Origin of the sequence: Haloferax sulfurifontis ATCC BAA-897 (assembly GCF_000337835.1) — an archaeon.
Taxonomy (GTDB): domain Archaea; phylum Halobacteriota; class Halobacteria; order Halobacteriales; family Haloferacaceae; genus Haloferax; species Haloferax denitrificans.
On sequence record NZ_AOLM01000019.1, the window covers coordinates 47,347 to 59,581 of the forward strand.

Sequence of the window (12,235 nt, forward strand, 5' to 3'; positions counted from 1 at the left end):
TCCGGGCGGCGCAGGCGGCGCGCGCGCGAAGCGGTTACCCGAAGTTCTCGACTTTCGCCGCGTCGGCGTCGCCGCCGGCGGCCTCGACGGCGTCGGTCGCGCGCGAGACGAAGTCGGCGAAGCCGTAGACGAACACCTGTTCGCCGTCGTCGCCGGTAAGCGCGTCGGCGACGGCGTCTGCGAGGTCGGCGTCCTCACCGGTGACGACGACGCTCGCGCCGTCGTCGCGGAGCGCGGAGAGCCGGTCTTCGTGCGCGGGTGCGTCGTCGAGATAGACCACGGCGGCCTCGTTGCCGTCGGCGACCGCGGCCTCGGCGATGCCGACCGCGGGGCCGACGCCGGGACCGCCCGCGAGGACGACCACGCGCGACTCGCCGTCGTAGTAGCTCCGACCGAACGGCCCGGAGACCTCGACGTCGTCGCCGGCGGCGAGCGAGTCGAGGTGCTGGCTGAACGGGCCGGCCTCCTCGGGATCGATGCCGACGGTCACCTCGAACGTGTCGCCGACGCCGGGCGACGAGAGCGTGTAGAACCGCGCGTACGACTCGCCGTCGACCTCGGCGGAGAGCTTGACGAACTGGCCCGGTTCGGCCTCGAAGCCGTCGGGCGTCTCGAACTCGATGGCGACCGTGCCGGGGCCGACGTCGCGGGCCGCGGCGACGGTGACGATTGCGTCCATGCGACCGGGTTGGTCGCAGGCTCACAAGGGCCTTGCCTTCCCGGACGCGCGCGCCGGAGACCGGACGCGAATCGTGCGAGTCTCTCGCACGGTGTAAACCGGAAATAATTGTCACGAGAGGTCGAAATACACCATGATTGGACGTACGTTCAGTAAAATGCCGTCTACACACCGTTTGGATAGACAACCTCAATTCAATAGCGATATATGAATTTGTTCGTGCGATTTCTATCGATTATCAGTACCGACGTTTAACACCAATTTTCAGAAGGCTTTTGACCCGGCTATGGGTAGATTTCACCCAGCATGCCTGCGGACTTCAACTGGGCCATCGGCGGCGAGGCTGGCGATGGCATCGACTCCACGGGGAAGATTTTCGCTCAGGCACTCTCCCGGGCTGGACGCCACGTGTTCACCTCTAAGGACTTCGCTTCGCGAATCCGGGGCGGATACACCGCGTACAAGGTTCGGACTGCCATCGACCCCGTGCAGAGCGTCGTCGACAGACTCGACGTGCTCATCGCGCTCACACAACGAACAATCGACGAGAACCTCGACGAACTACACGAGGGCTCCGTCATCATCTACGACGGCGACCGCTCCACCATGGCGGACGTCGAAATCCCCGAGGGAATGGTCGGGCTGGACATCCCCCTCAAGGCGCTCGCCGAGGAGGCGGGCGGCGCAATCATGCGCAACGTCGTCGCGCTCGGCGCGGCGTGCGCCGTCGCGGACTTCCCCATTGAGAACCTCGACAGCGCGCTCCAGAAGCGCTTCGGCGGGAAGGGCGAGGCCATCGTCGAGAACAACAAGAAGGCGGCTCGCGCGGGCCTCGAATACGTCCACGACGAGTACGACCACGAGTTCGACTACGACCTCGAAACGACCGACGAGGACTACGTGCTCATCAACGGCGACCAGGCCATCGGCATGGGCGCCATCGCCGCCGGCTGTCGCTTCTACGCCGGCTACCCCATCACGCCCGCGACCGACGTGATGGAGTACCTCACCGGCCGCATCGAACGCTACGGCGGCCACGTCGTGCAGGCGGAAGACGAGCTCGCGGCCATCAACCTCGCGCTCGGTGCGGCGCGCGCCGGCGCGCGGTCGATGACCGCCACGTCCGGGCCGGGTATCGACCTGATGACCGAGACGTTCGGTCTCGTCGCCACCTCCGAGACGCCGCTCGTCATCGTCGACGTGATGCGCTCGGGTCCCTCGACGGGGATGCCGACCAAGCAGGAACAGGGCGACCTCAACATGATGCTGTACGGCGGCCACGGCGAGATTCCGCGGTTCGTCGTCGCGCCGACGAGCATCGACGAGTGCTTCTGGAAGACCGTCGAGGCGTTCAACTTCGCCGAGAAGTACCAGGTTCCGGTGTACGTCGCCGCCGACCTCGCGATGGCGGTCACGGAACAGACGTTCTCCCCCGAGACGTTCGACATGGACGAAGTCGAAATCGACCGCGGCAAGGTCGTCGACGACGACTCCATCGACGAGTGGCTCGACGAGGAAGGTCGCTTCCAGCCGCACGCGCTCACCGACGACGGCGTCAGCCCGCGCGCGTTCCCCGGCACGGAACAGGGCGCGCACATGTCGACGGGTCTCGAACACGACGAGCTCGGTCGACGGACCGAAGACCGGTCGATGCGCGTCGAGCAGGTCGACAAGCGCGACCGGAAGGTCGAGACCGCAAAGCAGACCGAGGACTTCTCGCCGCGCGAGTTCGGCGACGCCGACTCGGACACGCTCATCCTCTCGTGGGGCTCCAACGAGGGCGCGCTCGTCGAGGCGCTCGACTTCCTCGAAGAGGACGGCATCGACGTTCGGTTCCTGTCGGTTCCGTACATGTTCCCGCGGCCGGACCTCACCGAGGAAATCGAGGCGGCGGACGAGGTCATCGTCGTCGAGTGTAACGCGACGGGGCAGTTCGCCAACGTCGTCGAGCACGACACATTGACCCGTGTCAAGCGCATCAACAAGTACGACGGCGTCCGCTTCAAGGCGGACGAACTCGCAGACGAAATCAAAGCCACCCTCGACGCAGAGGAGGTCTCAGCATGAGCTCAAACGTCCGCTTCACCGACTTCAAGTCAGACAAACAACCGACCTGGTGTCCCGGCTGTGGGGACTTCGGGACGATGAACGGCATCATGAAAGCCCTCGCCAACTCCGGCACCGACCCCGACAACACGTTCATGGTCGCCGGTATCGGCTGTTCCGGGAAAATCGGGACGTACATGCACTCGTACGCCATCCACGGCGTCCACGGGCGCTCGCTCCCGGTCGCCGCCGGCGTCAAGCTGGCGAACCCCGACCTGACCGTCGTCGCCGCCGGCGGCGACGGTGACGGCTACTCCATCGGCGCGGGCCACTTCATCCACGCCGTCCGCCGCAACGTGGACATGGCCTACACCGTCATGGACAACCGCATCTACGGCCTCACCAAGGGACAGGCCTCGCCGACCTCGCGCGAGGACTTCGAGACCTCGACGACGCCCGAAGGGCCCCAACAGCCCCCGGTCAACCCGCTCGCGCTGTCGCTCGCGGCCGGCGGCACGTTCATCGCGCAGTCGTTCGCGACGGACCACAAGCGTCACGCGGAAATCGTCCAGGAGGCCATCGAACACGACGGCTTCGGCTTCGTGAACGTGTTCAGTCCGTGTGTCACGTTCAACGACGTTGACACCTACGACTACTTCCGCGACAACCTCGTGGACCTCGCGGACACCGACCACGACCCGACCGACTACGACGCGGCCAAAGAGAAGATTCTCGACTCGTCGAAGGAGTACGAGGGTATCATCTACAAGGACGAAAGCTCCGTCTCCTACGAGGAGAAGTTCGGCGTCGACAAGGACATGTCGGACATCCCGTCGGGCGCGCCCGACGACGCGATGGACCTCGTCCGCGAGTTCTACTAACGCCGAACTCGCCGACGACGCCGCGCCGACCGCTCACCGAACTTCGACCGTTCTTTCGACCGTTCCCGGATGCTCGACAGCGCCCGCGAGCGCCGCGACCGCGTCGGTCTCGTCCACGTCGGCCCCGTGGACCGCGAGGACGACCACCACGTCCCCGTCGTGTTCGACCGTCGCGAGGTGGAGTCGCACCTCGGCCGACCCGCCCTCGTAGGCGACCATCTCGCCGTCGACGGCGGTCTCGCCGGCCTCGACCTCGACCGTCCCCGCGTAGGTGACGAGTTCCGTCTCCGACCCGAGCATCGTGACGTTCCGCGCGCCGACCTCGCGGACGCCGTTGACCTCGGGGACGTTTCCGAGCGCCTGCGCGTCGGCCAGCACGTCGAGACCGGCCGCGACGAGTTCGCGGTTGCCGAGGTTCGAAAGCGGGTTGACCGACTGCCCGGCGACCTCGGCGTTCGGCGACGAGACGACCGCGAGGGCCGTGATATCGTCGTCGTCGGTCGTCTTCGAGTAGCCGGACACCCAGACCTCCGCGCCGACGGAGCGAGAGGCGGGCCCGACGCCCACGTCGTACGAAAGCGGGACGACCGTGCTGTTGCCGTGGACGTAGCCGTGCGCCTCGTAGGCCGACGCGGGAATCGTCGCGGGCTGGGCCGCGAACGTGGTCGAATCGCCGAGCCCACCGAGGCAACCGGCGAGGGCGACGACGAGTGCGAGCGCGAGGGCTGTGCGTAGTTGAGGCATGCGACCTAGAGGCGCGCAGAGAGCATGACAGTCTCGCCGCCGCGAAAAAGAGCCGAGCGACCGGCCGAGTCGGTCCGAGTGGGACCAAGCGGGGCCGGGCGACCGAGGTGACCGAACCGCCGTCGAGTCTCCCGGCGGGTCCCCCGGCGACTCGCTCGTTACTCCACCGTCTCGATGCGGAGCTGGTAGCGCGTCCCGCAGTCGAGACACCGCGCGTCGTCGGACTCGATGAGCTCCGTCACCAACACCTCGCCGAACTCGCAGTTCGGACACTCGTAGACGAGCGAGTCACCCGCGATGCGGTGTGCGAACGCGTTCGTGTTCTCTTCTGTCAACGGCTCTGATGCGGACGACATTCCTGACCACCGTACAGATATGCTACCACGTGACACATAAACTATCCGCCGCCGAGCGTCGGTTGGCGTCGAATGACGAACGTCCGAGCCTCCGTGTGACATACACTCAGGCCGTGAAAGCCGGAAATTCGTCCGCCCTTTCGGAACGCCTTTTCAACTCGCGGCCCACTGCTCACCCATGACGGAGAACCCCGCCTCAGTAGACGACACACCGCGAGCGAACGGGATGCCGATGCTCGGCCTCGGAACGTGGCAGAACACGGACGCCGACGAGTGTCGCAACGCGGTGCAGACGGCGCTGGAGATGGGCTACCGCCACATCGACACCGCCCAAGCGTACGGGAACGAGTCCGAGGTCGGCGCGGGCATCGCCGCCGCCGACGTCGACCGCGACGACGTGTTCCTCGCGACGAAGGTGTGGATCGACGAGCTGTCCTACGACGACGTCATCGAGAGCACCGAAGTGAGCCTCGAAAAGCTCGGCGTCGACTACGTCGACCTCCTGTACGTCCACTGGCCGTCCCGCGAGTACGATGCCGAAGAGACGCTCGCGGCCTTCGACGAACTCGTCGACCGGGGGCTGACCGAGCGCGTCGGCATCTCCAACTTCGAACCCGAACAGGTCCGTGAGGCCGTCGAACTGTCCGAATCTGGAATCTTCGCCAACCAAATCGAGATGCACCCGCTTCTCCAACAGGAGGAACTCCGCGAGGTCTGCGCCGAAGAGGACATCGAAATCGTCGCGTACTCCCCGCTGGCCCGCGGAGCGGTGTTCGACGTCGACGTGCTGTCCGATATCGCCGAGAAGCACGACGCGAGCGAGGCGCAGGTGTCCTTGGCGTGGCTCCGCGAGAAGGGCGTCACCGCGATTCCGAAGGCGACGAGCGAGGGCCACATCCGCGACAACTGGGAGTCGCTCGCGCTCGAACTCGACGACGAGGACGTGGCCGCCATCGACGCCATCGACGTCGAAGACCGCCGCGTCGACCCCGGCTTCGCGCCCTGGTAAGCGGCCGAGCCCACGGTTTCCGGTTCGACGCTCGATTCGCAGTTCGGAGCCGCAACGGATTTGTCGAACGAGTCCCGACAGAATTTCATGGAGTTCGACCTCCCCAAGACAGTCGCGTTGCTCGTCGCGCTCGTCGTCGTCGGAACCGCGGCCCTCGTCGGAATGGACGCGATGGCCACCAGTACGGTCCTGATGATGGTGACCCCCGCGATGCTCGTCTTCGGGGCCGTCTGTCTCGCCATCGGCGTCAAACACGGCGAGTACCGGGCGTCGAACTAACGACGCGGAACGAAGCGAAAACGCGGAACGGACGCCGCTCAGCTCTCGTTTTCTCGCGGCGCGTCGACCACGTCGTCCAGCGTCTCGTCGGAGACGCTCGCCGAGATGCGGACGCCCACGACGCTCACGACGACGCCGGCGACGATGAAAATCACCAGCCGCTGGACCGGCGTGAGCGCGAGTCGCCCGAGCAGTTCGAGGTTCGCTAGCTCGCCCTGTCGTTCGAGGAGGAAGCCGGCGAAGCCGCGGACGACGAGGCCGATGGCGACGACGCCGAACGGGAGGTTCATGTACGACGTGGAGACGCGCTCGCTCCCGATGAGTTCGTCCAAGAGGCGACCCGCGCTCGCGGTCAACGCGGCGAGCGCCAGCCACGGGACGCTGTGGTAGACGAACAGGAGCGACGGGACGAGCACCTCCTCGCTCCCGCCGCCGACGCCGGGCGACCGAATGGCGAGCGCGCCGAGGAACAGCCCGACGATGGCCAGTCCCGCGGCGACCGCGTAGGTGACGACCGACACCTGCCCCGAGTAGAGGGCGTCACGAACCTGGTCCGGAGCGTCCGAGAGGAACTCGTCGATGGCCAGCCCCTTGTAGAGGAGTACCGCACCCATCAGGGCGGCGAGGCCGGCCAGCGCGACCGCGGGGGTGAACTGGACGAGAAGCAACGGGACGAGCAGTAGCCCGACGCCGAGCGGGACGAGTATCGTCGAGCGAAGCTCCTCGTCGCCGAGGAACTGCTTGAGCAGGTAGTACGTCGACTCGATGTCGTGGGCCTGTCGGACGACCACGCGGTCGACCGCGTCGACCCGGAGCCTGCTCTCGACGACGGGGACGAGCCGCTCGTCTTCCGCGCTGTCGATGACGACGACCGCGGACTCGACGTCGTACCGCTCGACGAGGTCGTCGAGCTGTCGCGCGACGGCGCGGTCGGCCCCGACGGCGCTGTCGCTCGTCCCCGAGACGACCGCGATTTCGGCGTCCTCGCGCTCGTCTCTGAGTTCGCGCGTCGTCCGCAACGCCGCGAGAAGGCAGTTGACGCTCGAATCCTCGGGGTCCGCGAGCCCCACGTCCGTAACGAGCGACCTGACCGCTTCCCAGCCGACGACGGGCGTCGAGAGCCCGGTCTTTCGGCCGATGTCGTTCGCCCGGTCGACACAGAGGACGAGCGTTGTCACGTGGCAGACGAACGCGGGCGCGGGCTAAAAAGCCTCCCAGTCGTCAGAACCGAAGCGAGAAGCCGTCGTCCGCTTCGACCGACGAGGCGAGGCCCGCGCCGAAGGCGTACGCCGCCCCCTCGACGCCGCCGCGGAGCCTGTCGGTGAGTCCGACTTCGGGGGTGAACTCCCGGACCGAGACTTCGTCGCGGCCGAGGAGTTCGGCGAGTCGGTCCTCCACGTCGTCGCGGGTGCCCAGCGAGTCGACCAGCCCGAGTTCGCGGGCCTCCTCGCCGAGGTAGACGCGGGCTTCCGTGTCGCGGACGACCTCCGGGTCCATGTCGCGACCCTCGGCCACGCGCTCGACGAAGTCGTCGTAGTAGTCGTCGATGAGACCCTGCAGGTACTCGCGTTCGTCGTCGGTCGGCTCCTTGAGTGCCATCCCCGCGTCCTTGTACTTGCCCGCGGCGAACCGCTCGTAGGAGAGGCCGAGTTTGTCGGCCAACTCCGAGGCGTTGACCGACGAGCCGATGACGCCGATGGAGCCGACGACGCTCACGTCGTGGGACCACAGCTCGTCACAGCCGCTGGCAATCCAGTAGCCGCCCGAGGCGCAGGTGTCGGTGGCGTAGGCGACCGTCGGCCCGTCGAAGTCGGCGACGGCCCGACGGATGTCGTCGCTCGGCAGTACCTCCCCGCCGGGCGTGTTCAGTTTGACGAGGAGCGCGTCGACGTTCTCGTCGTCGGCCGCGGCGTCAACCTGTTCGACGATGTCGTCGGCGGGCGTGCCGCCGCCGCGGCCCGGAACCGGGCCACCGCCGCCGTCGCGGGAAATCGGCCCTTCGACGGCGACTTGGGCCACGTCGTAGTCGGGGAACGCCGAGGCGGCGAGCCTGCCGCCGACGCGGAGCGCGGCGACGACCGTCCCGATGACCAAGAGGAGCCCCGCGAGGTCGGCGAGCGTGTCGGGGACGCTGTAGAACAGGACCCAGCCGACCGCCGCCGCGACGACGGCGAGGACGACCACGATAGCCAGCCGGGCGACGCGCGTGAAGCTGTCGGTCACGGTGAATCACTCATGGCTGTCGCTCGGGCTTCGAACGGGATAAAAATGACACGTCGCAAGCGCGACGTAGAGAGAGAAAGTGACCGAAGTCTAGAGCAGACCGGACTTCTGGAGCTTCATCAGGTCCTCGGTCTCGAGGGTCTCGCCTTCCTTGAACTTCTGGTAGATCTCCTCGGCCTCGGCCTTGGCGGCCTCGCGCTCCTCGGCGCGGGAGTCCTTGCGCTGGCGCTCTTCTTTCTTGTCCAGCTCGCGGAGGCGCTTCTGGACGCGGACGAAGTCCTCGTGGTGACGGTCGGCCGCTTCCTGGGCTTCGACGAAGAGCTCGTGCATCTCGTCGGCCTTGTCGCGGATGTCGTCGGCCTCGCGGTAGGCCTCGATCATCTGGTTGTGGTGTTCCTGGGCGTCGTCGGCCAGCTCGGTCACCTTCTGGTGGTGCTGGGACGCCTCGGAGCGGACCTCTTCTGCCTCTTCGATGAGTTCTTCGAGGTCACCGCTCTCTTCGACCTTGTCCTTTTTCTGGCGAAGTTCTTCGCGCTTGTTCTCGATCTTCTCGATGAGCTCGCGCTCGTCTTCTGTCGAGAGGACTTCGGTCTGCTGGCGGAACTCGAGTTGCTCGATCTCCTCTTTGAGCTCGTCGATGTCCTTGCCGTCGTCGAGCTCGAGGTCGCTTTTCATCTCGTCGACCTCGTCGAACAGCTCGTTGGCCTTCGCGTTGAGCTCGTTGCGGCTCTGCTTGTGTTCCTGCACCTGCGAGTTCATCTCGTCGCGCTTCTCGCGGTGCTTCTGGGCTTCGTCGACCTTCTCGCGAGTCTTCGCGTTGAGGTCGTCGCGCTTGGACGCGCGCTCAGAAGCCATCTGGTTTAGTTCATTGCGGCGGTCACGGAGTTGACCGGCGAGTTTGATGAGTTCGCCTTTCGAGCCGCTCTCGAGCTTTTCGTCTGGGAGATCGATGTTTCGTGCCTCGTCGAGTTCCTGCACGTCGAACTCGCTAAGTACTTCCTGCTTCGTTACCATGCGTAATCAATCCTCGATACCATCACCACTCCGTGCGTGGCGGCTGCTCGTGGGAGTGCGACCGACCGTGGATAAGAATTCCCGATCATTCTGCGTGCGATGCCGCCGGAACGCCGGAGGCGCTCAGGTACATACACATACAGGCGACCAGTTAATAAATACTTCGGTGAAAATTCGGGTGAAAACAGTTACCACACCGCTCGTATCGACCGTATTCACCATGTTAGATGGTGTCATAGCCGTATATAAATGGGATGTGAATCGTGGGGGCTAAACCGAGTCGGGTCGGATGCCACGCCATGAGAGAAGTCATTCGCGCACGCGGCCACGAACACGTGCGCGCCGAACACGCGAGCACCTTCGAGGTGACGACGGACGACTGGCTCACCCCCGCGGGCGACTGCATCATCGGCGTCGAAGCCGACCGCACGCCCGACGACTTCGACCCGGCGTTCGTCGAGGCCTGCCAGTCCGGCGACGCGACTATCGACGTGCACGTCCGCGTGGACGCGGGCGACGACGCCCATGAACAGACCGTCCGCGCACGCGGGCACCCGGACCTCACGTTCGAGGGCGACCGCAGTATCGTCTTCCGCACGAGCGACTACGTGGACGACCGAACCGGCGCGGTCGACGCGGCCCACGCCGCGGCCGGTTTCGACCGCGACCTCGTCTCGGCGCTCGCCGACGGCGCGGAACTGACTGTCACCATCGACGTCGAATAGTCCCGCGGCGACGGACCGACGCGAGCCGATTGACGACGTGGGCTTTTCACCGCGCGGTCGTAACCTCCGGACATGCCCGACGAACCCGCAGAGAACATCAGCGGCGGCGCGAGCGGCGGCAGCCGAGAGACGGCGTTCGACCCCGCCGACCCCGAGACCGCGACGCGCGCCGAGGTCGTCGTCGACCGACTCGGCGAACGCTACTGGCGGAAGGCCTACGGCGGGCAGGGCGGCTTCGAGTGTCTCGTCCGAACCATCCTGAGCCAGAACACGAGCGACAAGGCGAGCCAGCCGGCCCACGACGAACTCATGGCGCAGTACGGCGGCGGCGACCTCGCCGAGTCGCTGGCGGCGGCCGACCGCGAGGGCATCGTCGACGCCATCCGCTCCGGCGGGCTCTACAACCAGAAGTCGAATCTCATCCAAGGCGTCGCGGAGGAGGTGCTGGCCGACTTCGGGAGCGAGGCCGACTTCGACCGCTACGTCCGCGAGGAAGACCCCGCGACGGTCCGCGACCGCCTCTTGGAGATGAAGGGCGTCGGCCCCAAGACCGCCGACTGCGTCCTCCTCTTCGCGGGCGGCCGCGGCGGCGTCTTCCCCGTCGATACGCACGTCCACCGCATCGCTCGGCGAATCGGACTCGCGCCCGCCGACGCCGACCACGAGGGCGTTCGGGCGGCGCTCGAACGCGATATCCCCGACGAGAAATGCGGCTTCGGTCACACCGCGATGATTCAGTTCGGCCGCGAGTTCTGCAAGGCACGGACGCCCGCGTGTCTCGACGGGCCCGGGGCGTGCCCGATGGCCGACGTGTGCGAGATGGTCGGCGTCGACCCGGCGGCGCAGTCCGTCACCGACCCCGCGGCCGCGGACGACTGACTAACAGGACTTCGTTTCGAGCCCGCTCACCGGCGAGCCGTCGTCCTCGTAGCTCGATTCGACGCCCGAGTCCGCGAACATCGGGAGATTCATCGAGTAGTCGTAGACGACGCTGAACCGCGAGAAGGGGTTCGAGAGGAACGCCGCGGCGGGGCCGACGCCGTCGAACGCGACGCCCGCCCGGAGTTGGACGATGGAGTCGTTACCGATGGAGCCGCTGGCTTCCATCCCGAACCCGCCCTCGCCGCCGAGATTCTCGAACACGGAGAGGAAGACCACGAGGTCGATACCCGCGCCCTCGCCGCCGATGTCGAACTGGTGGCCTTCGCCGGGGAAACACGGCGAAGTCGCGGCGGTCGCGGCGACGACCGGGGCGGTCGCGACAGTGAGAATCACGGCGAGCGTCAGGGACGCGCGAGTCGCGGCGTGCATACCGTCGCCTCCGGCGCGCTGATAATTAAGGATACGCCGCGATTCTCAGGCGTGATACCGTATCTCGAAGCGAAGCGATGGACGCGCGCGTCGCGGCCCGGTCCCGGTGTTACTCCTCGCCGTCGAGCTGTCTGATGAGTTCGTCGAGGACGGCGTCCGCGCTGGCGAGGTTGGTCGCCAGCGGCGTCTGGTGGACGTCGCAGATGCGGAGCAGGGCGCTGATGTCCGGCTCGTGCGGCTGGGCGGTCAGCGGGTCGCGGAGGAAGATGACGCCGTCGCAGGTCTCGCTGGCGATCTCCGCGCCGATTTGCATGTCGCCGCCGAGCGGCCCGGACTGCTTGCGCTCGATGTCGAGGCCCGTGGCGTCGATGAGTCGCTGGCCGGTCGTACCCGTCGCCATGAGTTCGAAGCGTTCGAGGTCGGCCTGCCGCTCCTCGGCGAAGGAGATGAGGTCCGGCTTCTTCTCGTCGTGCGCAATAAGTGCGAGACGCATGGCAACCACTCGTTCGAGAGTCCTGATTAATGTTCGCCAATCGAAGTTCGCTCCTGGGGCTGACTACGCGCTAAACCGACCGACGAGTTCGCGTCCGTCGCCACCCACGTAGACGAGTTCGACGGGGTCGCCGCTCGCGACGTCGAACGAAATCGAATCGCCCCGTTCGACGGGTCCGTCTGCTCCCGACAGCGACGCCCACGACTGTTCGGTGTCACCGGCGACCACAAGCATCTCACCTGCCGAAAACGAGTCGCCGCCGGCGTGTGCTATCGTCGCCGTTCCGTCGCTGACGCCGAACTGAAATGACACAGACGGGGTGGGACTCACCTGTTCGCCCGTGCTGAGTACGAAGGTTCCCAACATCCCCGCGAGTACCACCGCTCCGACGATGACGAAGATAACTCCGACGAGGACGATAGCGATGATAACGGGGACGCCTTTCTCCTCGGGTTTGCGATTGAAACTGGTCATC

The 12,235-nt window shown here is 66.3% G+C and carries 15 protein-coding genes; 6 read left to right on the forward strand and 9 right to left on the reverse strand.

The genetic code is table 11. From position 1 onward, the window contains the following. Positions 1 to 34 precede the first annotated feature (34 nt). The gene (locus tag C441_RS10465) at positions 35 to 679 is read right to left on the reverse strand and encodes an FAD-dependent oxidoreductase (protein WP_007275058.1); all 645 of its coding nucleotides are present in this window, start codon (positions 677 to 679) and stop codon (positions 35 to 37) included. 306 nt (positions 680 to 985) lie between these two features. On the opposite strand from C441_RS10465, the gene C441_RS10470 reads away from it, so the two are divergent. Further along, the gene (locus tag C441_RS10470) at positions 986 to 2,746 is read left to right on the forward strand and encodes a 2-oxoacid:acceptor oxidoreductase subunit alpha (protein WP_004044050.1); all 1,761 of its coding nucleotides are present in this window, start codon (positions 986 to 988) and stop codon (positions 2,744 to 2,746) included. Further along, positions 2,743 to 3,606: a 2-oxoacid:ferredoxin oxidoreductase subunit beta gene (locus tag C441_RS10475; protein WP_007275059.1), complete on the forward strand. Its 864-nt coding sequence runs from the start codon at positions 2,743 to 2,745 to the stop codon at positions 3,604 to 3,606. Before C441_RS10470 ends, C441_RS10475 begins: the two co-directional genes overlap by 4 nt. A 33-nt stretch (positions 3,607 to 3,639) precedes the next feature. Here the strand turns inward: C441_RS10475 and C441_RS10480 are convergent, their stop codons facing one another. Further along, entirely contained in the window at positions 3,640 to 4,350 is a 711-nt protein-coding gene (locus tag C441_RS10480; protein WP_007275060.1) for a DUF6517 family protein, read from the reverse strand. 158 nt (positions 4,351 to 4,508) lie between these two features. Then, positions 4,509 to 4,706: a hypothetical protein gene (locus C441_RS10485; protein ID WP_049920544.1), complete on the reverse strand. Its 198-nt coding sequence runs from the start codon at positions 4,704 to 4,706 to the stop codon at positions 4,509 to 4,511. A gap of 226 nt (positions 4,707 to 4,932) precedes the next feature. Here C441_RS10485 and C441_RS10490 point away from each other — a divergent pair, with 226 nt between their 5' ends. Then, positions 4,933 to 5,715 carry an aldo/keto reductase gene (locus C441_RS10490; RefSeq protein WP_007275062.1) on the forward strand — a complete coding sequence of 261 codons (783 nt, stop codon included), beginning with the start codon at positions 4,933 to 4,935 and terminating at the stop codon, positions 5,713 to 5,715. Positions 5,716 to 5,802: 87 nt separating this feature from the next. After that, positions 5,803 to 5,994, forward strand: a complete 192-nt coding sequence (locus tag C441_RS10495) for a DUF7333 family protein (RefSeq protein ID WP_007275063.1) — start codon at positions 5,803 to 5,805, stop codon at positions 5,992 to 5,994. A 38-nt stretch (positions 5,995 to 6,032) separates the two neighbouring features. On the opposite strand, the gene C441_RS10500 is transcribed toward C441_RS10495, so the two are convergent. The 3 genes from C441_RS10500 to C441_RS10510 form a co-directional block, all read right to left on the reverse strand. Continuing rightward, positions 6,033 to 7,172 (reverse strand): DUF373 family protein, encoded by a 1,140-nt coding sequence (locus C441_RS10500; RefSeq protein ID WP_004971132.1) that lies wholly within the window; start codon positions 7,170 to 7,172, stop codon positions 6,033 to 6,035. 43 nt (positions 7,173 to 7,215) lie between these two features. Next, positions 7,216 to 8,217 (reverse strand): signal peptide peptidase SppA, encoded by a 1,002-nt coding sequence (gene sppA / locus C441_RS10505; RefSeq protein WP_007275064.1) that lies wholly within the window; start codon positions 8,215 to 8,217, stop codon positions 7,216 to 7,218. Positions 8,218 to 8,307: 90 nt separating this feature from the next. After that, the gene (locus tag C441_RS10510) at positions 8,308 to 9,231 is read right to left on the reverse strand and encodes a coiled-coil protein (protein WP_004064289.1); all 924 of its coding nucleotides are present in this window, start codon (positions 9,229 to 9,231) and stop codon (positions 8,308 to 8,310) included. A gap of 299 nt (positions 9,232 to 9,530) precedes the next feature. On the opposite strand from C441_RS10510, the gene C441_RS10515 reads away from it, so the two are divergent. Together C441_RS10515 and C441_RS10520 are read left to right on the forward strand one after the other, a co-directional pair. Next, positions 9,531 to 9,956, forward strand: a complete 426-nt coding sequence (locus C441_RS10515) for a DUF371 domain-containing protein (RefSeq protein WP_007275065.1) — start codon at positions 9,531 to 9,533, stop codon at positions 9,954 to 9,956. Between the two features lie 72 nt (positions 9,957 to 10,028). Beyond that, on the forward strand, positions 10,029 to 10,835 hold the full coding sequence (locus tag C441_RS10520) for an endonuclease III domain-containing protein (RefSeq protein WP_007275066.1): 807 nt from the start codon (positions 10,029 to 10,031) through the stop codon (positions 10,833 to 10,835). On the opposite strand, the gene C441_RS10525 is transcribed toward C441_RS10520, so the two are convergent. From C441_RS10525 to C441_RS10535, 3 genes are all read right to left on the reverse strand, one after another. Next, positions 10,836 to 11,267: a DUF7332 family protein gene (locus tag C441_RS10525; RefSeq protein ID WP_007275067.1), complete on the reverse strand. Its 432-nt coding sequence runs from the start codon at positions 11,265 to 11,267 to the stop codon at positions 10,836 to 10,838. Between the two features lie 109 nt (positions 11,268 to 11,376). Continuing rightward, entirely contained in the window at positions 11,377 to 11,760 is a 384-nt protein-coding gene (locus tag C441_RS10530) for a methylglyoxal synthase (RefSeq protein WP_004971138.1), read from the reverse strand. Between the two features lie 63 nt (positions 11,761 to 11,823). Then, the gene (locus C441_RS10535) at positions 11,824 to 12,234 is read right to left on the reverse strand and encodes a type IV pilin N-terminal domain-containing protein (protein ID WP_007275068.1); all 411 of its coding nucleotides are present in this window, start codon (positions 12,232 to 12,234) and stop codon (positions 11,824 to 11,826) included. Position 12,235: the final 1 nt, after the last annotated feature.